This window comes from Agrobacterium sp. A3-95, assembly GCF_053521785.1.
In genome coordinates this window covers 199,306-224,695 of record NZ_JBNWDR010000011.1, presented here as the reverse complement: position 1 = coordinate 224,695, position 25,390 = coordinate 199,306, and the positions used below count along the sequence as shown (strand labels likewise).

Genomic DNA, 25,390 nt, shown 5'->3' with positions numbered 1-25,390 from the left:
AGCTGCCCGTTCGCTTTTCCGAACAGCGTCTCATCGCCGTTGTTCATTTGGCCGAACGTGCAGCTGCTTCTATTCCGAAACGCGTCATCTTCTCCCAGAGTGTCGTGCGTGAAATGCCGAGTTGGCCCGCGGCCTGGGAAATCTGTCCGCCGGTTGCGCTGAGCGCCCGCAGGATCTGTCGGCGCTCTGCGGCGTCGCGCGCATCCGAGAGCGTTTCGACCCGTGCCTTGTCGGATCCGCCAGCAACGTCTGGAAAGATGTCCGCCGGCATCAATAGCAGGTTTTCCGAAAGCGCCGCGCCGCGTTCCAGCCGATTGCGAAGTTCGCGCGCATTCCCGGGCCAACAGTGTTCGAGCATGGCATCCTCGGCAAGCGTACTGATCCCGCGGACGCGTGTTTCTCTGATCTGCATGATCTCCTCGAGAAAATGCTGGGCGAGCCAGAGAACGTCCTCCTGACGCTCACGCAAGGGTGCGAGCCTGACCGGAAGGGCGGAAAGACGAAAAAACAAATCTTTGCGAAAGGAGCTTGCCTCGCTTCCGATCTCCTGATGCGTGGCACAGACAATGCGTGCCTTAAACGGGATTGTCGTTTCACTGCCGACCCGGTGAAACCAGCCATCTTCGATGAGACGAAGGAGTTTGGCCTGTAGGGCGGGAGGCATGTCGCCGATCTCGTCGAGAAAAAGAATGCCTTCCCCGGCGCGTTCGGCATAACCGCGATGGAGCTGGTGGGCTCCCGTGAAGGCTCCTTTCTCGTGACCGAACAGTTCGCTTTCCAAAAGTTCGGCTGGAATGGCGGCGCAGTTTACGGCGATGAAGGGGGCGTGGGCGCGCTTTGAGATCTGGTGCAGGAACCTGGCGCTGACCTCCTTGCCGGTCCCGGTCTCTCCCTGGATGAGCACGGGGAGCGGATGGGGGGCGTAGCGACGCAACATCTGTTCGGTGCTGCGCATCGCACCGGAAATTCCAAGGGGGCCGTTTGGCTCATTCTGTGGCTTGCTTTTGAGGCTCGATGAGACGCGGTCGAGGAAAGCCGTCATGTCGAAGGGTTTGGTAATGAAATCGACCGCGCCAATGCGCATCAGGCGCACTGCCTGGTCTATGTCGGCGAAGCCGGACATGAACAGGAAAGGTGTTGCGGTATCGCGGCTCGCCCGGCGGAAAACGTCTTCGCCATTGATGTCCGGGAGACGAATATCGCAAACGACGAGATCGAAGGGTTCCGACCCGCTGGCGAGCTCGCGCATGGCCTGCTCTCCCTTCGTCCACCATTTTACCCTGTGGCCCTCAAGCGAAAGACGTTGGAGGAGCGATTCTCCCATGATCGGATCGTCCTCGAGTATGGCGATGCGTCCTGTTTCACGCTGCATGGCTTGCTTCCTCCCCAGGAATTGAAATCGGTAAATGTAGTTCGATGACGGTATGTGCCGCATCACCACTCTGAACGCGGATATGTCCGCTTGTTTCATCGACCATCCTGCGCACCATCCACAGTCCAAGACCTCCGGCTGACTGAGCAGCGGGCCACGGATCTGCTGATGTGAGGACCTCAATAGCGGCCTTTGACAGGCCTGGTCCCGTATCGGCAACAGAGAGGATTAACGTCGAGCCAACCTCCCCAAGACGGGTCTCGACAAAAATCTCACCATCGTCGCCTGCAGCCGCGCTCGCATTTAAAACAAGGTTCAGCAGTGCTTGCCGGACAGCCGAGCCAGGCAGGGTGGGGATGGTGAGCTCGGCTGGCCTGCTCATCCAGTTCAAGGTCTGTCTACGGCCCACAACAACCGGGCCGGCGAGCAGGCGCACATCCTCCAGATCCTTGAGGACCAATGGATGGCCGGAACGATCGGGTCGATAGGTTGCCAGTGTTGCCTGTACCACGTCGCGAATTCCGCCAAGACCTCGTTCCAGAAGGGACAGGCTGGTGTTACGCACCCCTTCATTTCCCCCGTGTTGCTTCAACGTATCGATCGTGTTGAATAATCCTCCGAGCGGGTTGTTGATCTCGTGGGCCATGCTGGAAGCAAGTCGCCCCAGACTGGCGAGTTTTTCCTCCTCGGCCAGTCGGCGGCTGAGCGCGCTGCGCTGCTGCTCCGCTTCCACGAGGGCATTGAAACCGTAGAAAAGATGAGCGAGTTCACCCCTGCGATGCGGAAACTCTTCGGGCGGGATGGTAGATGGCTGCCCGGCTGCGCCAGAACGCATGTGTTGCGCAAGCGTTGCGACTGGCTTGACCATACGCCTGGTCAGAATGTAGCCGACCGTAGCGAAGACGATTGCGAGGGCAGCGTTCGTTGCAAGGAGGGTCTGGAGAACCTGGCGCCGCTCCGCAACCAAATGGGAGATGTCGAACGAGGCGTGTACGGTGCCGATCCTCTTTCCCTGATAGAGGAGCTGCCTGACACCGAAACCTGTGTTCGACTGCCACTCGACGCGAATCTCACTGTCATTGCTTTGGTCCGCAAAGGCCATCGGCAATTTGGAAAGTACCGGAATGGTACGTGGATCACTGGAAGCGAGTACCGTGCCGTCCCGTCCTGTCACAACTGTCTCGATTGGAGAGACCGCCTCAAACATTGTGCGGGTGCGGTCGAGCAGGTCATAGGTTTCCCAGACATCCTGACGCAGGACCGCCGGGATCAGGGCCGTAGACAAGCCGTCGAAATAGGTTCCCACAACACCGTTCAGGTGTTGTTCCTGCATGTCATGAAGGCGCGCTAGAACCCGTTCCGAGATGATGACGCTTATGACAATCATCAGGGTTGCCACCATCAACGGGACCCGAACTGTCAACGGAATGTTGCTAATACGCTCGATGAGGCTCACCCAAGCCTCCGGACGCGTTCCATACTGGCGGCGATACTGTCGTAGCTTTCGGGTGGGACTTGGGTGAAACCGTCGAGCTGTAGGCGTTCAAGCACGGATCGGCCCATCTCGTCCTTGTCCATTTGCAGCAGAGCGTGTCTTATCCGGGCAACCGCCCGGCTCTGCCGTTGTCCTGCGGCGGCTGCGACGGGTGGGAAGCCGTGCCAGTCGGACTTTACCAATACCTTGGTCCTGGACACCAATTCGGGTTCGGTCTGTCTCATGACTTCCCAAACGTAGCCATCGACGCTTCCGGAATCGGCTAGCCCCGAAGCGACGGCCCGAATAACGTTGCGGTGTCCATAGGTGAAAAACGATTTCCGGAAGAAAGCTTCCTCGGAGACAGCACGCTCCGCCAGATAGGTTTTTGTGACGAGGTAGCCCGAATTGGAATCGGGGTCTGAAAAGGCGTGGATATCCCCGCGACAGTCGTCAAAGGTACTGATGTCGCGATTTTGGTCAACGATGAGGTAGGACTGGTAGAGCGGACGACCGCGCCATAGTGGCGTCGCGACCAGTTCCAGCTCGGTGCGATACTTCATAAACGGATACCCGCAGATCCACGCGGCCTCCAGATTACCCGAGATCAACAGGGCCGTGACCTCCTGATAGGTCCGCTGAGTGACCAAATGTACCTTTTGCCCGACAGCGCCCGAAAGGTAGGCCTGCAACTCGTCAAGAACTTCCAGGTCGTTCGAAAGAAACACCGGTGTCAGCCCGAACCGTATCACGCCTGCCTGTGGTGCTAGGAATGATGGCTCGCTTCTTGCATTTGATGCCGCCAGGCATATTGCAGACAAAGCTCCGCCGATCGCCGCCCGGCGCGATATGCCATCTTCACCTACGGGCCGACTGCTCTCTTTGTGTCGAATTGGCAACGACGACCTCCACACAGCTCTCCTCCAGAGCCGTCATAAAACTGTAATATGTTTGTGCCGTTTTTCCTATCGCTGTTGAAGAATTGAAGATGACGGGCTGGTGGCTATTTTAATCCGGTATCCATCGAATATCCTGCGCCTCTTACGGTGCGGATGAGATCCGGCTTATTGGAAAAGTTGAGGGCTTTCCGAAGCCGGCCTATATGGACATCCACGGTACGCTCATCCACGTAGAGGTCATGCCCCCATACGCCGTCGAGCAGTTGTGCCCGCGAGAAAACACGCCCTGGTGAAGCCATGAGAAAGTCAAGCAGCCGGAATTCGGTCGGCCCAAGTCTGACCTCACGTCGTTCGCGATGGACGCGGTGGCTTTCCCGGTCGAGTTCGATGTCTGCATAACGCAAAATAGACGATATCAACGCGGGTTTCGAACGCCGCAACAGAGCTCTCACCCTGGCCATAAGCTCCGGCGTTGAGAACGGTTTGACCAGATAATCATCGGCACCTGTTGCCAGTCCGCGGACGCGCTCCGTCTCTTCTCCTCGCGCTGTCAGCATAATCACTGGCAGCCGTTCAGTATTCGGTCGGGCCCGAAGGCGCCGGCAAAGTTCAATTCCTGAAACGCCAGGCAGCATCCAGTCGAGAACCAGCAAATCCGGAACATTTTCCTGGAGTGCGATATCGGCTTCTTCGCCGTGAGTGATCGCTTCGACCAGGTATCCCTCTGCTTCAAGGTTATAGCGGAGAAGGACGCTCAGCGCTTCCTCATCTTCGACGATCAATACCTTTGGAGACATGCGCCCGCTTTCCTCAATTTCGTTGGTGGAGGCATTTATTACAGTTTCAACGCAAATTTATGACATACACTAAATATCCAGAAATCTGGAAATATGATTGCCTTAAAGGGCGCGACGGGCTATCTTTCGCTCTGAGCTTGTTGGCGGCCGATGCCAGCAATTAGGACCCTCGATTCTTCATGAGTATAAATATTGTGCTGTTGAACATTGCAAGTATTTATCTCATATTATAAATATCAATCCATCTGGATATACCATACTATACTTGATTGACATAAAACTGTCATCGAACAATACTATGACCGCCCTGCGTTCGCGGATGTCGCGTTCAGCTTTTCTGAATTCACAGAGGGTCGTCATGACACACAACACGAAAACCTTTCGCCCGGCGCGCGCCGCCTTCGCTTCCTCCGCAATCTCTGTTCTGACGCTCGGTCTTCTTGTCGCGCCGTCCCACGCACAGCAGGCTCCGACCGTGCTGATTGATGGTTCAAGCACCGTTTTCCCGATTTCCGAAGCCATGGCTGAAGAGTTCCAGAAGGCCCAGGCTGGCAAGACGCTCGTTACGGTTGGCTCTTCGGGTACGGGCGGCGGCTTCAAGAAGTTCTGCCGCGGCGAGACGGACATCACCGGCGCATCGCGACCGATCCGCTCCGACGAAATCGAACTCTGCAAGCAGAACAAGGTCGAGTTCATCGAGCTGCCGGTCGCCATCGACGCATTGGCGACGATCGTCAGCCCGCAGAATAACTGGGCAACCTGCATGACGGTCGCTGAGCTGAAGAAGATCTGGGAGCCTGAAGCTCAGGGCAAGGTAACCAACTGGAACCAAGTCCGCGGTGACTTCCCCAACGCCAAGCTCGGCCTGTTCGGCGCTGGCACCGACTCTGGTACCTATGACTACTACACCCTTGCGATCAACGGCAAGGAACACTCCAGCCGCGGCGACTATACGGCGACCGAAGATGACAACATCACGGTACAGGGCGTTGCCGGCGACAAGAACGCGATCGGCTTCCTTGGCCTCGCCTATCTGAGCGAAAACGCCGGCAAGGTGAAGGCTGTTGAAATCAAGCAGGCCGATGGATCGTGCGTGGCGCCGTCCATCGAGACCGCAACCGATGGAACCTACCAGCCGCTGACCCGCCCGCTGTTCTACTACGCGTCCAAGAAGGCAGCCGATGAGAAAGAGCACGTTCGCTCGTTCGTTTCGTTCCTCTTCGACGCGAAGAACCAGGAAGAGCTTGTTAGTGAAGTCGGCTATGTGGCTTTGCCTGCAGAAGCCGCTGGCCTCGCGCTCAAGAAGTTCGAAAACCGCAAGACCGGAAGCCACTTTGAAGGTGGTTCAAAGGTCGGCGTGACGGTTTCCGATCTCGTCGCCGACGCAGCCAACTAAAATCCATACCTTTCCGGCAGCCGCGACCGTTCGCGGCTGCCCTCACCGGAGCACATGATGCCTACAACGCTCGACCCATATCTCCCAAGTGACGCCTTTTTGAAACGGCGACGTCTCATCGATATGTCGATGCGTGTCTTGTTGTTTCTGTCTGCTGCCCTTTCGGTTTTCGTGACGGCCGCGATCATCTATGTGCTCGTGAGCGAGTCGTGGAATTTCTTCATGCAGGTCTCGCTGTGGACGTTCCTGACTGACACAGAATGGACGCCTGTCTTTGCCCAGCCGCGATATGGTATCCTGCCACTACTCACGGCAACGCTTTGGGCCGCCGGGATTGCGATCCTGATCGCCATACCTCTAGGAACAAGTCTGGCAGTCTATCTGAGTGAGTACGCTCGGCCAGCCGTTAGAGAGACAGTCAAGCCGATCCTCGAATTGCTTGGAGGGGTGCCTACAGTCGTTTTCGGCTACTTCGCACTCCTCTTCATAACGCCTTTGCTCCAGACATTTATCCCCGGTTTGACCAGCTTCAATCTCCTTGCGCCCGGGATCGTGCTCGGCATTATGATCATGCCCTACATCGTCTCGATCAGCGAAGACGCCATGCGCGCCGTGCCGGCCTCGCTGAGGGAGGGTGCCTACGCACTCGGCATGACTAGGCTGCAAACGTCGTTCAGGGTCATCATTCCAGGTGCTTTCTCCGGGATTACCGCGGCATACCTCCTGGGCATGTCCCGTGCCGTCGGTGAGACCATGGTGCTTGCCATCGCTGCGGGCCAGAACCCGAACCTAACCGCAGATCCACGAGAGGGTGCTGCAACGATCACGTCATACATCGTTCAGATGAGCCTCGGTGATTTGCCGCACGGATCGCTGGCATATCAGACCATTTTCGCGGCTGGCCTCGCGCTCTTCGTGTTGACCCTGATTTTCAACATCATCGGCTTCTTTCTTCGCCGCCGCTTCCGGGAGGCCTACTGATGGCTATCAGCGCCGAAAATATAACTGTGCTCCAGGACACGTCTTCCCAAGTCCAACTGGTCAATCGAGCGAGACGAAACGATCTCGTGTTTGCGAGTATGGGCCTGATCATCCTGTTCATCGTCATGGCCTTCCTGATCGCGCTCATCGTTGACCTCTTCAGTGATGGACTGCCTCGGATCGATTACGCTTTTCTGACGGAATTTCCTTCAAGGCGGGCAGCAGATGCCGGAATTCTCTCTGCCTGGGTGGGGACCTGCCTTGTCATGTTTGTCACTGCTCTTCTGGCTATTCCGCTCGGTGTCGGAGCGGGTCTGTACCTCGAGGAATACGCGAAGAAAAACTGGCTGACAGATGTGATCGAGATCAACGTCACCAATCTTGCCGGCGTACCCTCGATTATCTACGGCCTGCTCGCCCTTGGCTTTTTTGTCTACCTTGCCGATCTTGGCCGGACGGTGCTCGTCGCAGGCATGGTTCTTGCGCTTTTGATCCTGCCGATTGTCATCGTCGCGACGAGAGAAGCTATCCGCGCCATACCGCAGACAATCCGCGAAGGTGCGTTTGGTCTTGGTGCCGATAAATGGCAGACGATGTGGCACTACATCCTCCCCGCTGCCCGGCCTGGTATCCTCACCGGAGCGATCGTCGGCTTGTCTCGTGCCATCGGCGAAACCGCGCCCATCATCACGATCGGCGCTCTGACATTTATCGCCTTCCTACCGCCGGCACCCGTGAGCGCGAGCTTTCCGTTCATAAACTTCGATTGGCTGAATGCCCCGTTCACCGTGATGCCAATCCAGATGTTCAACTGGATATCGCGGCCGCAGGCAGCGTTCCACGTCAATGCTGCGGCGACAGGCGTCGTGTTGATGTTCATGACCTTGGGCATGAATGCCATCGCCATTTGGATACGCTTCCGGCTTCGACGCAAGCTTGGCCTCTAACAGAGATCGGACCGAAAATGAACGATACAACAACCGCCTTGCGGCCTGTAAACGCAGGCCAGGAAACAAGTTCCTCGCGCAACATTCTGACCCATCCTGAGCGTCTGCGGGCGGAGGTAAGGGATCTCGATTTCTGGTACGGAGATTTCCACGCCCTGAAAAAGGTCAATCTTCCGATCGCCGACAAGCAGGTTACTGCCTTGATCGGTCCGTCAGGCTGCGGAAAGAGCACGCTCCTGCGATCATTCAACCGTATGCACGATCTTTATCCGGGCAACCGCTACGAGGGTGCGATCGAGCTGTTGCCGGAAAAGCAGAATCTGGTTTCCCCTGGGATCGATCCGATCTTGATCCGCTTGCGGATCGGGATGGTTTTCCAAAAGCCCAACCCATTCCCCAAGTCGATCTATGAGAATGTTGCGGCGGGTCTAAAGGTGCGCGGCATCACCAAGAAGAGCCTGCTCGACGAGCGGGTCGAGCAGGCTCTTCAAGGCGCCGCCCTCTGGAACGAGGTCAAGGACCGCCTGCATCAGTCGGCCTACGGTTTGTCTGGAGGACAGCAGCAGCGTCTGTGCATTGCCCGGACGCTCGCTCCAAATCCGGAAATCATTCTGTTCGACGAACCGACATCGGCGCTTGACCCGATCGCCACGGCGAAAATCGAGGAGTTGGTCGCTGAATTGCGCGATCAATATACTATCGTCATCGTCACGCACAACATGCAGCAGGCTGCACGCATATCGACCTACACCGCCTACATGCACCTTGGCGAGATGACCGAGTACAACGCGACTAATGAGTTCTTCACAAACCCGCAGAACGAAAAAACACAGCACTACATCACTGGGCGCTTCGGCTGAGGAAAAAAATCATGACGATGGATCACACTATTCGCGCTTTCGACGAAGAGCTGCACGACCTGACCGAGCAAGTCTCTTCCATGGGGCGCATCGCTGCTTCGCTCCTCGACAAGTCCGTCGATGCCCTCATTGGTAATGACAAGGCACTCGCAGAAGAGGTCGTAAAGGCTGACCTTCAACTCGATGCGATGCAGAGAACTGCTGAAACGGCAGCTGTTCAAATTATTGCCCGCAGACAGCCCGTGGCGAACGATCTGAGGCGGATCGTCGGTGCGATGCGGATGGTTTCAAATCTCGAGCGCGTGGGCGATCTCGCGAAAAATATTGCCAAACGCTCTGCGATCGTTGATGCGTCACTCAACAGGGGTGTCGTTTCCGCAGGCTTTGGCACGCTGGCCGAAGCTACTAAAACACAGATGGCAGGCGCCCTTGAAGCCTTCCGAAACAACGACGCGAAAATGGCGTCGGAGGTTCGACGCCAGGACGAGCATATCGACGTCCTCTACAACGGGCTCTTTCGCGAGCTCCTGACATATATGATGGAGGACCAGCGCTCGATCACTTTGTGCGCTCATCTGCTCTTCTGTGCGAAGAACCTTGAACGCGTCGGTGACCATGCCACCAATCTGGCTGAGACGGTCGAATACATTGTGACGGGTGATGATGTCTCGGCCGATCGGCCGCGCGCTGAAACCGTGGTCGCGATGGAGTGACGTGCATGCCGAGCGTTGTTATCGTACAGGAAGATACAGGCGTTGGCTCGATCCTCGAGGCTAGCTTCCGCGAAGAGGGTTACATCGCCGGAGTTTGTGGCATGGCAGACCAGTGCGAACGCATGGTCGCCGAGCGGCAACCGGATCTGGTCGTCGTTGATTCTCTTGGGCGAGCCGGCGCTCTGCACAAATCGTTCGTTCGTATGCGATCGAACGTCCAACGAAGACAGCTGGCAATCATCGTCCTGGGTGGGGAGGCCGTCCCCACCACCTTTTTCGACGTCGGGGCCGACGACTACCTGCCGAGGCCCTTTTCCATGCAGGAGCTTCTCGCTCGCAGCAATGCCCTCATCGAGCGTTCAGTCTCGAAAACCACAAGGATTTTGAACCATCGCGAGATATCCCTGAACCTGGAAACTCACAGGGTTTCGCGCAAGGGTCGGCAAATTCATCTTGGCCCTACCGAATACCGCCTGCTGCAGACGATGTTGAAGGAGCCCGCGCGTCTTTTTTCGCGTCAAGAAATCCTCGAGATGGTTTGGAACGATGTCAGTAGGGACGAGCGTATTGTCGACGTGAGTATCAAACGGCTGCGAAAATCGCTGAACATTGGTAGCAAGGAAGACGCCGTTCGTACCGTAAGGGGTTGCGGCTACGGACTGCAATAGCCGCCGTCAGCGCTTCGTGTCACCGAGTGCTCTCAGCTGCGTCTGAAGAGACATCCGATCGATCGATTCCATTGGAAGCGACGTGAACACGGAAAGCCGGCTGGTAATCGCATCGGCTGCCCGGCGAAAGGCGGCGAGCTTTTGGAGTTCCGTGCCTTCGACAATGGTTGGATCGTCGATCCCCCAGTGTGCGGTAAATGGCTGACCCGGCCAGGACGGACACTGCTCGCCGGTCAGTGTGTCGCATACGGTGAAGACAAAATCCATCGCAATACGGTTCTCCCCTCTGAACTCATCCCAACTCTTGGGTCGCAGGTCAGCGATCGGGCATTCAATTTTCTGGAGCGTAACAAGCGTCAAGGGATGAACGACACTTGCTGGCAGGTTACCAGCGGAGAACGCCTTGAAACGATCGGGCGCCATATTGCGGAGGATAGCCTCTGCCATGATCGATCTCGCCGAATTTGCTCTACACAGAAAAAGAACGTTGAAGACTCTCGTTGCTGGTTGGCTCAGCGCGATCTCGACATCAGCACGCTTGCCGGGAAGGGAAGAGAAGTCTGTCGCCAGAAACTCCACAAGCCGCCAGACAAGCTCCGTATTCGGACGGTAAATTATCGTGGTGCCGACGCGTTTCGTCTGTACCAAACCTGCTCGCTTCAACACGTTGAGGTGTGACGACATCGTGTTTTGAGGAATATCAAGTAGTCTCCCGATATCGCCTGACGGCAATCCGTCGGCCGCGTGATCGAGAAGAAGGCGAAGTGCGTCGAGTCGAGTGGTTTGGGCAATCGCCGCAAACGCTTCTACGATAGCTGATTTTTCCATAAGTCTGGATATATCGATTTTCGCGTATGGAAGCAAGGATCGTTCACTCGCGTCAAATTCCATATTTCCGTATTTCTGGAAATATACAGAATTGTCATATTCCTGTAGCGGAAGTGCAGAATAAGCGGGGTGACTCTTTCTGGATCAATGGAGAACCCGATGAAGAAGCTCGCGGCCGTCCTGGCTCTTTCCGTAGCATTTGCAATGCCTGCCCAGGCGGAATTCAAACTCGATGCTCGTTACACGGATGCTGATGGCGACATGGTCGCCGACATTCCGACCGAAAAAGACAAGCTGGTCGATCCGGCAACCCTCGTCTTCGCATATACGCCGGTCGAAGACCCGGCCGTTTATGCCGACGTCTGGAAGGGCTTCCTCGATCATCTCGCCGAAAAGACCGGCAAGAAAGTCCAGTTCTTCCCGGTTCCGGAGAACGCGGCACAGATCGAGGCCATGCGTGCGGGTCGTCTGCACGTTTCGGGCTTCAACACCGGCTCCAATCCGATCGCCGTCGCCTGCGCCGGCTTCCGCCCCTTCGCCATGATGGCGTCCAAGGATGGCGCTTTCGGTTACGAAATGGAGATCATCACCTATCCGGGCTCGGGAATTGAGAAGATCGAAGACTTGAAGGGCAAGAAGCTCGCCTTCACCGCAGAAACGTCCAACTCCGGCTTCAAGGCGCCTTCTGCACTATTGAAGGCCGAATACAAGCTCGTAGCAGGGACTGACTTCGAGCCGGTTTTCTCCGGCAAGCATGACAACTCGATCCTCGGCGTGGCAAACAAGGACTACCCTGCTGCCGCTATCGCGAACTCCGTAATGAAGCGAATGGTTGCTCGCGATGTCGTCAAAAAGGACCAGCTCGTCTCGATCTTCAAATCGCAGACCTTCCCGACGACCGGTTACGGCGTCGCTCATAACCTCACCCCGGAATTGCAGGAAAAGATCAAGGATGCGTTCTTCTCCTACAATTGGGAAGGATCGGCCCTCCTGAAGGAGTTCCAGACTTCCGAACCGCCGCAGGAAACGTTCATCCCGATCACTTTCAAGGATCAATGGGCCGTTGTCCGCCAGATCGATGACGCGAACGGCGTATCCTATACCTGCAAATAATCATGAGCCGATCTATCGGACGCCGGGTCATGGAGGCCCGGCGTTCAACTATTCCGCAGAGGCAGGGGACGATAATGCTCAGAATTTCAGAGCTGACGAAAACATACAAAACCGGTGACAAGGCTCTGAAGAACATCAGCCTCGAGATACCGGAGGGTCAGGTTGTCGGGTTGATCGGGCCGTCGGGCGCCGGAAAATCGAGCCTCATCCGCTGCATCAACCGTTTGATCGAGCCGAGCGCCGGCAAGATTTTTCTCGGCGACCTTGACGTCACCGCTCTTTCCAGAAGTGAATTGCGCGTGGCGCGCCGCCGGATCGGCATGATTTTCCAGGAATATGCGTTGGTCGAGCGGCTCACTGTGATGGAAAACGTCTTGTCCGGGCGGCTTGGCTACGTATCGTTCTGGCGCAGCTTCTTCCGCCGCTATCCGCCTGCCTATGTCGAAAACGCTTTCGCGCTTCTGGATCGCGTCGGCCTGACGGCCCATGCGGACAAGCGCGCCGATGCCCTGTCGGGCGGCCAGCGCCAGCGCGTCGGCATCGCCCGCGCGCTCGAACAGGACCCGGAACTTTTGCTGATCGATGAGCCCACGGCGTCGCTCGACCCGAAGACCTCCCGCCAGATCATGCGGCTGATCGTCGAGATTTCAAGGGAACGTGGTCTGCCGGCCATCATCAACATCCACGATGTCCTGCTCGCGCAGGCCTTCGTAGAGCGAATCATCGGCCTTCGTGCCGGCGAAGTCGTGTTCGACGGCACGCCGGATATGCTCGACAATGACGCCCTCACTCGCATCTACGGCGAGGAAGACTGGGCCGCGATGCAGAAGCAGGCCGAAAGCGACGCCGAAGAAGAGCGCGTCGCGGCAGCCGAGCGTGAGCGCGCCGACGAACGCATGGCGGGTGTGGTCTGATGGCCCATGCCGAAATGAAAACCTATCCGACGACATGGCGCCGCCCGCCGCTGTTCATCAGGAACGCCGGCATGCGCTGGCTCGTCTATGGCGGCGCGCTGGTCTATTTCCTGCTTGCCACCGCCAGTATCGACGTCAATTGGGCGCGCGCCTACGAAGGTCTTGACCGGGGTTGGCGCTTCCTGCAGGGCTTTCTGGTGCCCGACTTCACGACGCGCTGGCGCGATATCGTCGCAGGGCTGCAGGAAAGCTTGACCATGACCGTCTGCTCGACGATCGTCGGCATCCTGATATCGATTCCGATCGGCGTCGGCGCGGCACGTAATCTGGCGCCCGCACCGGTCTATTATGTCTGCCGCTCGATCATCGCCGTGTCACGCGCCTTTCAGGAAATCATCATTGCCATCCTGCTCGTCGCCATGTTCGGCTTCGGGCCGTTCGCAGGCTTCCTGACGCTGGCCTTCGCAACGATCGGCTTCATCGCCAAGCTGCTGGCCGAAGCTATCGAGGAAATCGACGAAAAGCAGGCCGAGGCGATCCGCGCAACCGGTGCGTCCTGGCTTCAACTCGTCAATTACGCGGTTCAGCCGCAGGTCATACCCCGGCTGATCGGCCTGTCTCTTTATCGTTTCGACATCAACTTTCGCGAGTCGGCCGTCATCGGCATCGTCGGTGCAGGCGGCATCGGGGCGACGCTCAACACATCCATCGACCGCTACGAATACGACAGCGCGGGTGCCGTGCTTATTCTCATCATCGTCATCGTCATGCTCGCCGAATACGGTTCGAGCCTCATTCGCAAACGGATTCAATAATGCCGGTTTCCAACGCAATCCACGGCGGCAAGAGCTGGCGCAAACTTCAGCCGCGCACCGAACTTCTGCAATGGCTGGGCTGGCTCGCTCTCGTCGCGCTCTTCATGTTCTGCTGGCAGATCATGACGAAGGACACGATCTGGGCCTTCGTTCAGGACGCCCCGAGGCAAGGCGGCGATATCCTGACCCGCGCCTTCCCGCCGCGTCTGTCCTATGTGAGCGAATTGCTGGTCCCGCTTTGGGACACACTCAACATGGCGACCCTCGGCACGCTTGCGGGCACCATGCTCGCCGTACCGATCGCCTTCCTTGCGGCCCGAAACACGACGCCAAGCCTGCTTTTTCTGAGGCCCATCGCGCTGTTTCTCATTGTCGCGTCGCGGTCCATCAACTCGCTGATCTGGGCGCTGCTCCTCGTTTCCATTTTAGGGCCGGGACTGCTTGCCGGCATCATCGCGATCGCGTTGCGCTCGATCGGCTTTGTGGGAAAACTGCTCTACGAGGCCATCGAGGAAATCGACCAATCCCAGGTCGAGGCGGTGGAAGCGACCGGCGCAAGCCGAATGCAGGTGATCGACTATGCAATCGTGCCGCAGGTTTTGCCCTCGTTTCTCGGTATGACCGTGTTCAGATGGGATATCAACATCCGCGAATCGGCCATTCTCGGCCTCGTTGGCGCGGGCGGTCTTGGTTTAAAGCTGCAATCGTCGCTCAACATGCTGGCATGGCCGCAGGTGACGACGATCTTCATTCTTATCCTCGCGACGGTGATAGTTTCGGAGTGGATCTCGGCTGCGGTGCGCAAAGTGATCATGTGACCTTCCCTACGTAAACGCACCGCGGCCTGCCGCGGTGTCGATCGTCGGATCTTATCGCGATCTCACGGCTTTGGTTTCGCTGAAAGCGAGATCAACGCGCGTGAGCGTAGTTACCCCATATTTACACCACGATAATCATAACTTTGCTCGACCGGCTTATTCGTACCTCGAATACCGTCGAAGGTGGCAACGAGTTCCGCAAAGACAACTCTGCATTCAGCGACGCAGGAGACACTGGCCACCAATCAGCATACTGACGGATACCCAAGTGTGGGCCACTGCTCGATAACGGTCTCGGATTGCCATGAAATGTGGGTTTCCAACCCTAATTATAGAATTCGTCAGCTAGTTACGTTGGGCTATGCGTTCGGCTAATCCATCGTTCCTGCGCTTCAGACTCGATGGTACCTGGCCTCACCTGACGTACCAAAGTTATGGCATCGCTGGGTTTGTATGAGAACGCAGTAAGCAGGTCAGCGGCAATCATTCCCGTGCGGCCCAGTCCACCCCAGCAATGAATTGCGACGAACTTTCCATTGGTGATCCGGTCGATAAGTACAGAGCGTACCGAATTCCAATCGCTCGCTGCGTCAGGAATACTATTGGGCACGATAGGAAGCCGTATCCATTCTATCTCACTGGACCGCAGCACTTCCGAAAAACCAGCAAGGTCCGGAAACTCCTGATCCTGCATCAGGCTGATAATGACATCTACGCCCAATTCCTCCAACTTCGTGACTTCGGCCAATATGCTGGCGCTTCTTCCGGGACATGGCATCATTCCTATAGTGCCGGCGCCTGGGACCTCGATGCGTGAAAGGGGTGTTATGGGGGCAGTCGTCATTTTCCACTTTCTGCTTCTTATTGAAAAAATGTAGGGCAGGCTTGGCCGGATCTGCCGCGCGCTCAAAATTCCTCCCACGCCTCATTCTTGAGTGCCGAGTTTGCCGACCCGGAGGAAGAAGCGCGAGTGACATTGGGCATCACGCGCCGTAGAGGCAAGCCGTACGTAACGGTCCCACTTTCAAGGCGGAGCGAACCCGCTGTCGATTTCGAAAACCGAAGGGTGCCCTCCAGATCGCTATGCGAGGCTCTTTCCAGCCTGAACCGTCCAATGAGAGTGACGAGATTGTCAGCCTCCGCCGAAAGCTTGTGGGTCGAAGCATTGGCCTCTTCCACCATAGCAGCGTTCTGTTGTGTGACGTGGTCCATCTGGTTTACGGCACTGCTGACTTCGGCCAGGCCGGTGGATTGTTCCCGCGCAGCGGTGGCTATGGCCTGAATGTGGTCGTTGATTTTCAAGACCTGAGCTTCAATTGTGCTGAGCGCGGAACCAGTTTCCTGGACCAGCTTGACCCCCATTGCGACCTCAGAGCCTGATTTTGAAATCAGCTGCTTGATGTCTTTTGCGGCGGACGCCGCTCGCTGCGCCAGTTCACGAACTTCCTGCGCAACAACCGCAAAGCCTTTACCAGCCTCTCCGGCTCGCGCCGCCTCGACGCCTGCGTTCAAAGCCAGAAGATTGGTTTGGAAAGCGATCTCATCGATTACGTTGGTGATCTGTCCAATCTCGACCGAAGCTTGCTCGATGCGCCCCATGGCGTCAACGGCACTTTTCACCACGGTTGACGATTGAGCCGCGCTCTTCTTGGCATCACTGACGAACTGTGTCGCCTCCTGGGCACGATCACTGGACTGGCGGACCGCCGAGGTGATCTCATCCAAAGCGGCGGATGTTTGCTCAAGTGCAGCCGCCTGTTGTTCGGTTCGCTTCGACAAATCGTCAGCGGCCGACCTCAGTTCAGATGAGTTGCCATTGATGGTATCGCTGGTCGTCCGAACTTCCTCCAAGGTTCGTTGCAATGTGGCAAGGGTCTCGTTCACATTCGTCTGAAGCTCCGCAAACGCTCCCTGGAATCGGCCCGTCATGCTTTCTGTAAGATCGCCGGCCGCCAGGGATGCTATAACTCTTCTCGTCTCGTTGATTCCGCCGTCGACGCTCTCTACGAGTTCATTTACGCTCCCAGCGAATCTGTTCAGGTCAGGATCGTCATAGTCTTTATCGATTCTTCCTGTGAAATCGCCTGCCGCAGCGGCGGCGACAACAGTCGCGATGCTCGATTGCAGTTCAGCACTTTTACCGCGAAGAACAGCTTCTTGCGCATTCAGGTCTCGAACAGCCAGCCCATTTCTCTTGAACACTTCAACCGCACCGGCCATCGAGCCAATCTCATCCGCCCTATCGGCAAACGGAACTTCGACGTTAAGATCACCTGCCGCCAGGGCCGCCATTTTATTGGTGAGCGTTGTGATGCGGCCGGTCATTCCCAACACCATGTAAACGATGAATGCGCCTAGCAGCGAAAATGCAACAATCGCAATCGCCGCAACTGTCAGAAACATCCGATGCATTGGTCCAAGCAATTCCGACGCTTCCTGCTCAACGACGATCGTCCAGCCGGAATCGTAGAATGGCATGGAAACGCCAAGCATTTCTTTCCCCGTCGGCCCCGTATAAAAGCCCATTGCCTCGCGACATCCGGTGGTGCAGTTGCCGCTCGTGACATATTTTCCGCTGGAAGAGCAAACAACTCCTGCCGTCATCATGGTCAGTTGCCATGGTTCCTGGCTGCCCGTTGCGGACAAAACCGCATTCGGGATGACTCTGGATTCCGTGATCATCACATTATCTTTGTTGACGATGTAATAGTCGAAGGTCTTGCCGATACCCGCAAGATAGAATGCGCCAGCCCCGCCTTCAAGGTTGCCAATCTCACCGTCGACAATGTTGCTCAACATCATTGCGTTGGCATGGACATAGACAGTTCCGCGGTCGGTTGTGGCTGCGAACGTCAAGACGGCGTTCCCGGAGCTATCACGCCGAACATCGGAATAGCCTGGCTTCACGTCGATGTTTTTGTCGAAGCTCTGGCCGATGCGTTTCTGGTCTGAGGAGGCGACGATCTTGTCGCCGACGACGTAGTCAATGTAATGGTAGACGGTGGTTGCCGCGATGTGCCGCGAGCCGCTCTTGATCTCATCTTTGAAAGGGTGATCTTCAATATTAAAGACATCGGATTTTACGATGCGCGCAAAGTGATCTGAAAGTTGGGTCGCGTTGAGATCTTCGGCCAGCCCAGCCAATTGCTTGGCCTGCTTTTCGTTCTGGCCGAGAAACCGAATGACGCCCTGCTGTTTAGCGTCGACGAAATTCATCAGTCCACTGAGCGACGTTCCAACTTCTTGCCAATAAAAATTGTAAGCGAAGTAGCCGCCGAGACCTGCGACTAGCGGGATAAACATGAGGAACAGCGCAAAGAATCGCGTTCTCAGACTTTTCGAAAATGGAATGAGCGGCTGATTTGCGTAGTTCGACACGTGGATACCCCCCTGGTTTCGGCAAGGGTATGCTGGGATCGCATAGTTAATTTTTCGATATTATTGTCATAAAAGCATCATATTAAATCTTATAGGTGTTTGTATATGTAGCAATAAGCAAATTTTGGCTCCGATTAAATCCGAATAATGCTATGTATCGAAAATTTATATTATAAATAAAAGATATTAATCAATCTATACTGCACAAAATAACGGCATCTATTTTAACGATGTTCGGAAATCCGAACACTGCAAGCTGTTCTCATTCGCACACGTATTGTGCTTTCCGTATGAGTGCGCCATCGGCTGATCAGCGAAGCGCACCAAGTGAGTTTTCTTTCCAGGCATCGCGCATCGGATAAACGAATGCATCCGCGTCGTTCCTTGGAGCTTCTTAGGGCGGCGCTGCTGATTGCAGTCGTGACGGGACCGTTCAATGCGCTGAAGCAGCCGGCTCTAAAAAGAGATGAGCGCGTCGTTACATCTATTATCCATCCCCGGGCCAATTTATTTCGATCCTCAAGCGGCTGTTTTCTGTTCTGGCCCCGCCTTTCATCTCGACGCCGCACCCATGGGGACAGCTGGCAGACGGTAAAATAAATCCGAGCCAATTGACTTTGTCCACATTTCCAGTAATCTGGATATATGGAACAGGAAAACGCAATTCTCGCCCTCGCGGCACTCGCCCAGCCAACCCGGCTCGAAACTTTTCGTCTTCTCGTCAAGCACGAGCCTGATGGGTTGCCGGCTGGCGATATCGCCCGTGCGCTCATCGTGCCACAAAATACGATGTCCGCGCACCTTAACATTCTGTCACGTGCAGGGCTGGTTTCGTCTCAGCGTCGGAGCAGGGTCATTACGTACCGCGCAGAGATGGAGAGACTGCGAGAATTGACGCTTTTTCTGCTCAAGGATTGCTGTGGCGGCAACGCGGAACTCTGCGCGCCGCTCATCGCTGAACTCACTCCATGCTGCACCCCGGAAAAGGTACTCTCATGACCGAAAAGACATTCAACGTGCTGTTTCTGTGCACGGGAAACTCGGCACGCTCAATACTGGCTGAATCCATTCTCAACAAGGAAGGCGCTGGCCGGTTCGTCGCTTATTCTGCTGGCAGTCAGCCAAAGGGCGAAGTCAATCCGCACGCTCTCAAGGAGTTGGCCGCTCTTGGTTATCCGTCGACTGGCTTCTCCTCGAAAAGTTGGGACGTATTCGCCGAGCCGGGTGCTCCGCAGATGGATTTCATCTTCACGGTCTGTGACAGCGCGGCTGGTGAAGCGTGTCCGGTTTGGCTCGGCCATCCAATGACCGCTCACTGGGGTATCGAGGATCCCGCGGCCGCTACAGGCTCAGAGATGGAAGTGCAACGCGCTTTCGCCCAGGCGGCCCGTTTCCTGAAAAACAGAATAGCGGCGTTTCTCAGCCTACCGTTGGCATCGCTTGATCGCATGGCGCTCGAGACAAGGTTACGGCAGATTGGCACCATAGAAGGGTCCACCAATCCTGAACGGACTTCGGCCTGATATCCGAGACGGTAGGGTTGAGCGAATAGACAGCCGATGGCTCGTGCTTCCCGATCTTGACGGCACACAGTGCATAGAAGAGCGCGCTGGCACCGGTGCTGGCGACGCAGTTTAAATTCATCTGACAAAGGGTCCAATCGTTATGGGCAACCAAGTTGACATCGTCATCTACCACAATCCCGAATGCGGTACCTCGCGCAACACGCTGGCCATGATCCGCAACGCGGGAATCGAACCGCATGTGGTCGAGTATCTTAAAACGCCGCCCTCCAGGCCGCTCCTGGAACAATTGATTGTCCGCATGGGGATTTCCCCACGCGAACTACTTCGAGAAAAGGGAACGCCGTACTCCGAGCTCGGGCTTAGCGACACATCTTTGACGGATGAGCAACTTGTCGATGCTATGATGGAGCATCCCATTCTCATCAACCGTCCGATCGTCGTCACGCCATTGGGCGTTAAACTCTGCCGTCCATCGGAAGCTGTGCTCGATATTCTACCGGCTGAACAGAGGGCGGCTTTCGCCAAGGAAGATGGTGAGGTCGTCGTCGACGAAGCCGGCCGCCGCGTCATCTAGTCTGAAACTTTCAATCCGAACTCGTGTCACCGCAATCTTCCTGTGAAGACTGTGGACGATGTTCCTTTGCCAGGGAGAACGCCAATGCGTCCCAAGGAACCAACACTTCGCCTTTCTTTCCTCGATCGCTACCTGACGGTCTGGATTTTCGCAGCCATGGCACTCGGCGTGCTTCTCGGCACAGTTTTCACCGGCCTGCCAGCCGCGCTCGACAGCCTATCCGTCGGAACGACCAACATTCCGATTGCCATCGGCCTCATCCTGATGATGTATCCACCTCTGGCAAAGGTGCGCTTTGACGAGTTGCCGCAGGTCTTTGCCGACAAGCGTGTTCTGGGTATTTCCCTGCTACAGAACTGGATCATCGGTCCGGTCCTGATGTTTGCGTTGGCGGTGATTTTTCTACGGGATTATCCCGAATACATGACAGGTCTGATCCTGATCGGTCTTGCGCGCTGCATCGCCATGGTGCTGGTCTGGAACCAGCTTGCCAAGGGTGACAACCAGTATGTTGCGGGGCTCGTCGCCTTCAATTCGATTTTCCAGATTCTGTTTTTCAGCGTTTACGCCTGGTTCTTCCTTACCTTCCTCCCGCCTCTCTTCGGCCTTGAAGGTAGCGTTATCGACGTTTCGTTCTGGACGATCGCGGAGGCCGTGCTGATTTATCTCGGTATCCCGTTCCTCGCGGGCTATCTGTCCCGTCGTATCTTGACCGCAAGCAAAGGTCGCGACTGGTACGAGAACGTCTTCCTGCCCAAAATCAGCCCGATCACGCTGGCGGCACTCCTGTTTACCATTGTCGCGATGTTCAGCCTCAAGGGCGGCGATGTGGTCAAACTGCCTGGCGACGTGGTCATGATTGCGATCCCGCTGACAATTTACTTTATCGTGATGTTTCTGGTCAGTTTTTGGATGGCGAAGTCGGTCGGTACCAACTACCCGCGCACGACTGCCGGTGCCTTCACAGCCGCAGGCAACAATTTCGAGCTCGCGATCGCCGTTGCCATCGCAGCATTCGGTCTGGCCTCTCCGGTTGCCTTTGCTGCGGTGATCGGTCCTCTCGTGGAAGTTCCGGTTCTGATCCTTCTGGTGCAAATGGCGCTTTGGATGGGTCGAAAGTACTTTGTCAGGTCTGCAGGCAGCCCCGCGGAATAAAAACGGGGAGGGACAGCAATGTCTTCCGAAACTTTTGATGTCGTTGTGATTGGCGCCGGGCAAGCAGGCCTGGCGTCAGCCTACTACCTGCGTCGCGCCGGCCTCAGTTTCGTGATGCTCGATGCAGAGGCTGGGCCGGGTGGCGCATGGAGACATGGATGGAATTCGCTGCATCTCTTTTCACCGGCATCGTTCAGTTCGCTGCCCGGCTGGATGATGCCAGCGGGAACCAAAGCTAGCTATCCGGCGAAGAGTGAGGTGATCGATTATCTGACGCGCTACGAGGAGCGATATAAGTTTCCTATAGAGCGCCCCATGGTGGTCACGTCGGTCAGAAGCGTTGATGGGACTTTGGAAGTGATCGCAGATAAAGGACGGTGGCAAGCACGAGCGGTTTTGAGCACGACGGGTACATGGCGTCACCCTTATATACCGGCGTATCCCGGCGCCGCCGATTTCAAAGGCCAGCAAATCCATTCTGCTAATTATGTTTCTGCTGACGAATTTGCGGGCCAGCGCGTTGTCATTGTTGGTGGCGGAAATTCCGGTGCCCAGATTCTGGCAGAGGTGTCGATGGTCGCTAAAACCATCTGGGTGACGCCTCAGCCTCCAATCTTTTTGCCGGACGATGTCGATGGGCACGTGCTGTTTCAACGCGCGACCGCTCGTGCCCTTGGAAAGGACGATGGATCTCCAACTGGCGGCCTTGGCGACATCGTCATGGTGCCACCTGTCAAAGACGCAAGAGACCGTGCTGCACTCGCGTCTGTGCGGCCGTTCTCGCGTTTTCATGAGCAAGGCGTCACATGGCAGGACGGAACAAGCAGCGATCTTGATGCTGTCATCTGGTGCACCGGGTTTCGTGCAGCGCTGGATCACCTGCGTGATTTAGATGTCGTTACGCCAGACGGTCAGGTTGAGGTCAAGGATGGGCGATCGCTGAAACAGCCTCGCCTTTGGCTTGCCGGTTATGGAAACTGGACTGGAGCAGCGTCTGCCACGCTGCTCGGCGCGGGAAGGACGGCGCGAGATATGATCCCTCGGCTGGTTGAGTCGTTGCGATGATGTTCTGGGCATGCACGGTTGTTTCGGTTGACCCGACAGGAGCCTACCGCCGTGATAGCTTTTTCACGACCATTATTGTGGCTCATATGTCAGTCGGGTGCTCTGGGAAGAGATCCAGCCACGCGGGTCCTTAGTTGATGACGTACGTGAAGACACGCGGTACAGCGATTATGTAGCGATTATGGTGGAGGTACGCGATGCATTTGCTCATCATTGGCGGCAGCGATGCCGGTATAAGCGCCGCGTTACGTGCCCAAGAGCTTGAGCCCGATACGCAAATCACGCTCTTGCTGGCGGACGACTATCCTAACTTCAGCATCTGCGGTTTACCTTACTATCTCAGTGGCGAAACGCCAGATTGGCGCAAACTTGCTCATCGGACAGAGTTTCCGGGAATAAGAATTTTGCGTCAGCATAGAGCACTCTCAATCGACGTGCGAAATAAATCAGTTCTGGTTGAGCATGCGGGAACTGATCAATCGATTCGCTATGATCGATTAATCATAGCGACGGGAGCAATACCGATCCGTCCAGATTTGCCGGGATGTAACCTTGATGGCGTGTTTCTCCTTCATACGATGGAAGACAGCTTTGCGATCCAGAGCCACATCACAGAAGCGCGACCGCGAAACGCAGTGATTATCGGGGCAGGTTACATCGGACTTGAGATGGCCGAGGCGCTCACAAAGCGAGGTATTGCTGTGACTCTTCTTTGCCGTCCGGAAACTGTTTTGCCGACCATCGATTCGATCTTGGGCAATTCCGTTGGCGAAGAGTTGCAGCAACATGGTGTGCGCTTGTTGACAGGCATAAGCGCTTTGAGCATCGAGCCATACTCCGGGCCGGATTCGACATCGCGCTTGACAGTGATAGACTCACAGGCAAATCACCACGTTGCGGATATGGTGATTGCTGCTGTCGGTGTGCGACCGGCTAGCGACTTGGCACAGCGAGCCGGCGCACATCTGGGAACGCAGGGTGCCATCGCTGTTACGCATAGGATGGAAACCAGCCTTCCCGACGTGTTCGCTGCTGGTGATTGCGTTGAGACATATCATCGTCTTCTGAAGCAGTCGACCTACATCTCGCTGGGAACGATCGCTCATAAACAAGGCCGCGTCGCCGGTGAGAATGCCGTTGGCGGCGCGCGTGAGTTCGTGGGTATACTTGGGACGCAGTGTCTGAAGGTTTTTGACCTAGCCGTCGCGCGAACAGGTCTACTTGATCACGAGGCCGATGCTGCAGGCTTTGATCCGTTGAGTGTGCAAACCGAGGCGGACGACCACAAGGCTTACTATCCAGGTGCAGTGACACTCCAAGTTCGAATTACCGGCGACCGCCAGACGGGTCGATTGCTTGGCGCTCAGATTTTAGGAAATCGAAAGGCGGAAATAGCCAAGAGGATCGATACTGTTGCAGCAGCGCTCTTCCAAGGTTTAAGCGTTGAGCAGCTAAACGACATCGACCTCAGCTATTCGCCTCCTTTCAGCAGCCCTTGGGATCCATTGCAGACGGCTGCTCAGAGTTGGGCGTTCACAAGAAGGCAATGCCAGTAGGTAGCCGTCAAAGATCTGTCGGGCTCGAGGTGTCATGGTGCGCCAGTCCGAAATACCGGCGTCGCAATGAATCACAGGAGCTGCTCCTAGCTGAATACGCTTAAATGCTAACTGCAGCACCATGGACTCTTGCTGATCAATCAGTGCAACCCGCACGATGGCACAGGGGGAAGCGCTTTCTGAAAGTGGCGCAACGACGACAATTGTCGACGTTGCGCAAGTTCTATACCTGCCGCTATGCAGCCGGTGACAGTGCTAAATGGATTTGAGGCTAACTCGTTGTTCGAGCTTCGCACCATCCTCTTTTCTTTCACTGTAGCGATCAGTCAAATAGTCAGATGCATCACGTGTAAGCAGCGTAAATTTGACGAGTTCCTCGCAAACATCGACGACGCGGTCGTAATAGGCCGATGGCTTCATTCGACCATTCTCATCGAATTCCTGCCACGCTTTTGCGACAGACGACTGATTTGGGATTGTAATCATGCGCATCCAGCGACCGAGAACACGCATTTGATTGAGGGCGTTAAACGACTGTGATCCGCCGGACACTTGCATGACCGCAAGTGTTTTACCCTGCGTCGGACGCACGGAACCGGTCGTCAAAGGAATCCAATCAATCTGGGCTTTCAAAATGCCGGACATCGCCCCATGGCGCTCGGGGCTGACCCAAACCTGACCTTCTGACCAGAGCGAGAGCTCACGCAGTTCCTTAACTTTCGGATCGGTTTCCGGCGCGCCATCAGGCAAAGGTAGTCCTTCCGGGTTGAAAAATCGAACTTCACATCCGAGGTGTTCGAGAAGACGACCGGATTCCTCGGCCAGAAGACGGCTGAAAGAAATTTTCCGAAGCGACCCGTACAGGATGAGGATGCGTGGCTTGTGCGTTGAAAATGTGGGTCGAAGCGCTGCCAAGTCGGGATGGCGAATAAATTCAATCGATGCTGCCGGTAGGTCGGCCATATCTAACTCCATTTTACGATACTGGTATTGTTGTTGCGGCCGACTGTTGAACTTGGCCGGCGCTAGGCTGTGGTGAACACTCAATTTTTCCACCTGCGCAACAGTTTTCCATCATGAAGCGAGCGAGCTGACGAAGCACGTCGAAGTTGGCGCGGTAAACGATTGAGCGCGCTTCGCGTCGGGCTTCTATGAGCCCGGCATGTTCTAGTTCCTTGAGGTGGAACGAAATATTAGAGGGCGAAACATTTACCGTGTCGGCGATCGCACCCGCTGCAAGACCAACCGGTCCGGCAGTCACAAGTCTCCGGACAACCCGAAGCCGTGTCTGCTGAGACAACGCGCTAAACGCATCCAGGATTTGTTGCTCGATCATCGTGTTGAACTCACATCGCTTTAGAGATTATTGGCCATCCGTCAAATCGGACAGGCATGCTTGCTCGGAATTGCTTCTTTGTCGTTGCTCAGGTTCAAATTTTGGATCGGTGTCAGCATCTGAGAACCTTGGGACAGTCTAGGATGCCATAATTTCAATATTAATTGAAATATAGAAATAATGATCTCAATGTCAATGCCTCAGA

General features: G+C 55.9%; 25 protein-coding genes. 16 read left to right on the top strand and 9 right to left on the bottom strand.

All coding sequences use genetic code 11. From position 1 onward, the window contains the following. Positions 1-43: 43 nt before the first annotated feature. From aioR to phoB, 4 genes are all read right to left on the bottom strand, one after another. On the bottom strand, positions 44-1,372 hold the full coding sequence (gene aioR / locus ACQZ5Y_RS24750) for an arsenic response regulator transcription factor AioR (RefSeq protein ID WP_174060374.1): 1,329 nt from the start codon (positions 1,370-1,372) through the stop codon (positions 44-46). After that, positions 1,362-2,828, bottom strand: coding sequence for an ATP-binding protein (locus ACQZ5Y_RS24745; RefSeq protein ID WP_174060373.1), 1,467 nt, complete (start codon positions 2,826-2,828; stop codon positions 1,362-1,364). The genes aioR and ACQZ5Y_RS24745 overlap by 11 nt, the downstream gene beginning before the upstream one ends. Then, complete coding sequence (locus ACQZ5Y_RS24740) at positions 2,825-3,745, bottom strand: substrate-binding domain-containing protein (protein WP_236763129.1); 921 nt, start codon at positions 3,743-3,745, stop codon at positions 2,825-2,827. The genes ACQZ5Y_RS24745 and ACQZ5Y_RS24740 overlap by 4 nt, the downstream gene beginning before the upstream one ends. A 104-nt stretch (positions 3,746-3,849) precedes the next feature. Further along, positions 3,850-4,542, bottom strand: coding sequence for a phosphate regulon transcriptional regulator PhoB (gene phoB, locus ACQZ5Y_RS24735; protein ID WP_020810080.1), 693 nt, complete (start codon positions 4,540-4,542; stop codon positions 3,850-3,852). 358 nt (positions 4,543-4,900) lie between these two features. On the opposite strand from phoB, the gene ACQZ5Y_RS24730 reads away from it, so the two are divergent. The 6 genes from ACQZ5Y_RS24730 to ACQZ5Y_RS24705 are packed head-to-tail and all read left to right on the top strand — an operon-like array spanning position 4,901 to position 10,107. Next, the gene (locus tag ACQZ5Y_RS24730; protein ID WP_120356875.1) at positions 4,901-5,938 is read left to right on the top strand and encodes a PstS family phosphate ABC transporter substrate-binding protein; all 1,038 of its coding nucleotides are present in this window, start codon (positions 4,901-4,903) and stop codon (positions 5,936-5,938) included. A gap of 57 nt (positions 5,939-5,995) precedes the next feature. Beyond that, the gene (gene pstC, locus ACQZ5Y_RS24725) at positions 5,996-6,919 is read left to right on the top strand and encodes a phosphate ABC transporter permease subunit PstC (protein WP_059755046.1); all 924 of its coding nucleotides are present in this window, start codon (positions 5,996-5,998) and stop codon (positions 6,917-6,919) included. After that, positions 6,919-7,866: a phosphate ABC transporter permease PstA gene (pstA, locus tag ACQZ5Y_RS24720; protein ID WP_174060372.1), complete on the top strand. Its 948-nt coding sequence runs from the start codon at positions 6,919-6,921 to the stop codon at positions 7,864-7,866. The genes pstC and pstA overlap by 1 nt, the downstream gene beginning before the upstream one ends. A 17-nt stretch (positions 7,867-7,883) precedes the next feature. After that, positions 7,884-8,726, top strand: a complete 843-nt coding sequence (gene pstB, locus ACQZ5Y_RS24715) for a phosphate ABC transporter ATP-binding protein PstB (RefSeq protein ID WP_236763141.1) — start codon at positions 7,884-7,886, stop codon at positions 8,724-8,726. 11 nt (positions 8,727-8,737) lie between these two features. Beyond that, complete coding sequence (gene phoU / locus ACQZ5Y_RS24710) at positions 8,738-9,439, top strand: phosphate signaling complex protein PhoU (protein ID WP_174060371.1); 702 nt, start codon at positions 8,738-8,740, stop codon at positions 9,437-9,439. A 5-nt stretch (positions 9,440-9,444) separates the two neighbouring features. Further along, positions 9,445-10,107: a winged helix-turn-helix domain-containing protein gene (locus tag ACQZ5Y_RS24705; protein WP_174060370.1), complete on the top strand. Its 663-nt coding sequence runs from the start codon at positions 9,445-9,447 to the stop codon at positions 10,105-10,107. 6 nt (positions 10,108-10,113) lie between these two features. On the opposite strand, the gene ACQZ5Y_RS24700 is transcribed toward ACQZ5Y_RS24705, so the two are convergent. Next, positions 10,114-10,998: a metalloregulator ArsR/SmtB family transcription factor gene (locus ACQZ5Y_RS24700; protein ID WP_236763127.1), complete on the bottom strand. Its 885-nt coding sequence runs from the start codon at positions 10,996-10,998 to the stop codon at positions 10,114-10,116. Between the two features lie 96 nt (positions 10,999-11,094). Between ACQZ5Y_RS24700 and phnD the strand changes: the two genes are divergently transcribed. From phnD to phnE (ACQZ5Y_RS24680), 4 genes are all read left to right on the top strand, one after another. Then, positions 11,095-12,048 carry a phosphate/phosphite/phosphonate ABC transporter substrate-binding protein gene (gene phnD / locus ACQZ5Y_RS24695; protein ID WP_174060369.1) on the top strand — a complete coding sequence of 318 codons (954 nt, stop codon included), beginning with the start codon at positions 11,095-11,097 and terminating at the stop codon, positions 12,046-12,048. A gap of 74 nt (positions 12,049-12,122) precedes the next feature. After that, on the top strand, positions 12,123-12,962 hold the full coding sequence (gene phnC, locus ACQZ5Y_RS24690) for a phosphonate ABC transporter ATP-binding protein (protein ID WP_174060368.1): 840 nt from the start codon (positions 12,123-12,125) through the stop codon (positions 12,960-12,962). Then, on the top strand, positions 12,962-13,777 hold the full coding sequence (phnE, locus tag ACQZ5Y_RS24685; protein WP_174060367.1) for a phosphonate ABC transporter, permease protein PhnE: 816 nt from the start codon (positions 12,962-12,964) through the stop codon (positions 13,775-13,777). The genes phnC and phnE (ACQZ5Y_RS24685) overlap by 1 nt, the downstream gene beginning before the upstream one ends. Beyond that, complete coding sequence (phnE, locus tag ACQZ5Y_RS24680; protein ID WP_174060366.1) at positions 13,777-14,595, top strand: phosphonate ABC transporter, permease protein PhnE; 819 nt, start codon at positions 13,777-13,779, stop codon at positions 14,593-14,595. The genes phnE (ACQZ5Y_RS24685) and phnE (ACQZ5Y_RS24680) overlap by 1 nt, the downstream gene beginning before the upstream one ends. A gap of 349 nt (positions 14,596-14,944) precedes the next feature. On the opposite strand, the gene ACQZ5Y_RS24675 is transcribed toward phnE (ACQZ5Y_RS24680), so the two are convergent. Continuing rightward, positions 14,945-15,439: a phosphatase domain-containing protein gene (locus ACQZ5Y_RS24675; RefSeq protein ID WP_174060365.1), complete on the bottom strand. Its 495-nt coding sequence runs from the start codon at positions 15,437-15,439 to the stop codon at positions 14,945-14,947. A 62-nt stretch (positions 15,440-15,501) separates the two neighbouring features. Continuing rightward, the gene (locus tag ACQZ5Y_RS24670) at positions 15,502-17,898 is read right to left on the bottom strand and encodes a methyl-accepting chemotaxis protein (RefSeq protein WP_174060385.1); all 2,397 of its coding nucleotides are present in this window, start codon (positions 17,896-17,898) and stop codon (positions 15,502-15,504) included. Positions 17,899-18,618: 720 nt separating this feature from the next. On the opposite strand from ACQZ5Y_RS24670, the gene ACQZ5Y_RS24665 reads away from it, so the two are divergent. The 6 genes from ACQZ5Y_RS24665 (at position 18,619) to ACQZ5Y_RS24640 (ending at position 23,849) form a co-directional block, all read left to right on the top strand. Beyond that, positions 18,619-18,972 carry an ArsR/SmtB family transcription factor gene (locus ACQZ5Y_RS24665; RefSeq protein WP_020810064.1) on the top strand — a complete coding sequence of 118 codons (354 nt, stop codon included), beginning with the start codon at positions 18,619-18,621 and terminating at the stop codon, positions 18,970-18,972. Beyond that, entirely contained in the window at positions 18,969-19,496 is a 528-nt protein-coding gene (locus ACQZ5Y_RS24660; RefSeq protein ID WP_174060364.1) for an arsenate reductase ArsC, read from the top strand. The genes ACQZ5Y_RS24665 and ACQZ5Y_RS24660 overlap by 4 nt, the downstream gene beginning before the upstream one ends. A gap of 142 nt (positions 19,497-19,638) precedes the next feature. Further along, positions 19,639-20,073, top strand: coding sequence for an arsenate reductase (glutaredoxin) (arsC, locus tag ACQZ5Y_RS24655; protein ID WP_174060363.1), 435 nt, complete (start codon positions 19,639-19,641; stop codon positions 20,071-20,073). An 84-nt stretch (positions 20,074-20,157) separates the two neighbouring features. Then, on the top strand, positions 20,158-21,228 hold the full coding sequence (arsB, locus tag ACQZ5Y_RS24650) for an ACR3 family arsenite efflux transporter (RefSeq protein WP_174060362.1): 1,071 nt from the start codon (positions 20,158-20,160) through the stop codon (positions 21,226-21,228). An 18-nt stretch (positions 21,229-21,246) separates the two neighbouring features. Then, positions 21,247-22,293: an ArsO family NAD(P)H-dependent flavin-containing monooxygenase gene (locus ACQZ5Y_RS24645; RefSeq protein WP_174060361.1), complete on the top strand. Its 1,047-nt coding sequence runs from the start codon at positions 21,247-21,249 to the stop codon at positions 22,291-22,293. Positions 22,294-22,490: 197 nt separating this feature from the next. Then, entirely contained in the window at positions 22,491-23,849 is a 1,359-nt protein-coding gene (locus tag ACQZ5Y_RS24640) for an FAD-dependent oxidoreductase (protein WP_174060360.1), read from the top strand. 255 nt (positions 23,850-24,104) lie between these two features. On the opposite strand, the gene arsH is transcribed toward ACQZ5Y_RS24640, so the two are convergent. Further along, positions 24,105-24,812, bottom strand: coding sequence for an arsenical resistance protein ArsH (gene arsH, locus ACQZ5Y_RS24635; RefSeq protein WP_174060359.1), 708 nt, complete (start codon positions 24,810-24,812; stop codon positions 24,105-24,107). Between the two features lie 13 nt (positions 24,813-24,825). Next, positions 24,826-25,185: an ArsR/SmtB family transcription factor gene (locus tag ACQZ5Y_RS24630; protein ID WP_174060358.1), complete on the bottom strand. Its 360-nt coding sequence runs from the start codon at positions 25,183-25,185 to the stop codon at positions 24,826-24,828. Positions 25,186-25,390: the final 205 nt, after the last annotated feature.

Coding starts and splice junctions, on each gene's coding strand:
- ACQZ5Y_RS24640 (WP_174060360.1), top strand. CDS start 22,491: ATGCATTTGCTCATCATTGGCGGCAGCGATGCCGGTATAAGCGCCGCG.
- pstB (WP_236763141.1), top strand. CDS start 7,884: ATGAACGATACAACAACCGCCTTGCGGCCTGTAAACGCAGGCCAGGAA.
- arsC (WP_174060363.1), top strand. CDS start 19,639: ATGGGCAACCAAGTTGACATCGTCATCTACCACAATCCCGAATGCGGT.
- ACQZ5Y_RS24645 (WP_174060361.1), top strand. CDS start 21,247: ATGTCTTCCGAAACTTTTGATGTCGTTGTGATTGGCGCCGGGCAAGCA.
- phnD (WP_174060369.1), top strand. CDS start 11,095: ATGAAGAAGCTCGCGGCCGTCCTGGCTCTTTCCGTAGCATTTGCAATG.
- ACQZ5Y_RS24730 (WP_120356875.1), top strand. CDS start 4,901: ATGACACACAACACGAAAACCTTTCGCCCGGCGCGCGCCGCCTTCGCT.
- ACQZ5Y_RS24705 (WP_174060370.1), top strand. CDS start 9,445: ATGCCGAGCGTTGTTATCGTACAGGAAGATACAGGCGTTGGCTCGATC.
- phoU (WP_174060371.1), top strand. CDS start 8,738: ATGACGATGGATCACACTATTCGCGCTTTCGACGAAGAGCTGCACGAC.
- pstC (WP_059755046.1), top strand. CDS start 5,996: ATGCCTACAACGCTCGACCCATATCTCCCAAGTGACGCCTTTTTGAAA.
- phnE (WP_174060367.1), top strand. CDS start 12,962: ATGGCCCATGCCGAAATGAAAACCTATCCGACGACATGGCGCCGCCCG.
- phoB (WP_020810080.1), bottom strand. CDS start 4,542: ATGTCTCCAAAGGTATTGATCGTCGAAGATGAGGAAGCGCTGAGCGTC.
- phnC (WP_174060368.1), top strand. CDS start 12,123: ATGCTCAGAATTTCAGAGCTGACGAAAACATACAAAACCGGTGACAAG.
- ACQZ5Y_RS24665 (WP_020810064.1), top strand. CDS start 18,619: ATGGAACAGGAAAACGCAATTCTCGCCCTCGCGGCACTCGCCCAGCCA.
- ACQZ5Y_RS24675 (WP_174060365.1), bottom strand. CDS start 15,439: ATGACGACTGCCCCCATAACACCCCTTTCACGCATCGAGGTCCCAGGC.
- phnE (WP_174060366.1), top strand. CDS start 13,777: ATGCCGGTTTCCAACGCAATCCACGGCGGCAAGAGCTGGCGCAAACTT.
- arsB (WP_174060362.1), top strand. CDS start 20,158: ATGCGTCCCAAGGAACCAACACTTCGCCTTTCTTTCCTCGATCGCTAC.
- arsH (WP_174060359.1), bottom strand. CDS start 24,812: ATGGCCGACCTACCGGCAGCATCGATTGAATTTATTCGCCATCCCGAC.
- aioR (WP_174060374.1), bottom strand. CDS start 1,372: ATGCAGCGTGAAACAGGACGCATCGCCATACTCGAGGACGATCCGATC.
- ACQZ5Y_RS24700 (WP_236763127.1), bottom strand. CDS start 10,998: ATGGAATTTGACGCGAGTGAACGATCCTTGCTTCCATACGCGAAAATC.
- ACQZ5Y_RS24670 (WP_174060385.1), bottom strand. CDS start 17,898: ATGTTTATCCCGCTAGTCGCAGGTCTCGGCGGCTACTTCGCTTACAAT.
- ACQZ5Y_RS24660 (WP_174060364.1), top strand. CDS start 18,969: ATGACCGAAAAGACATTCAACGTGCTGTTTCTGTGCACGGGAAACTCG.
- ACQZ5Y_RS24630 (WP_174060358.1), bottom strand. CDS start 25,185: ATGATCGAGCAACAAATCCTGGATGCGTTTAGCGCGTTGTCTCAGCAG.
- pstA (WP_174060372.1), top strand. CDS start 6,919: ATGGCTATCAGCGCCGAAAATATAACTGTGCTCCAGGACACGTCTTCC.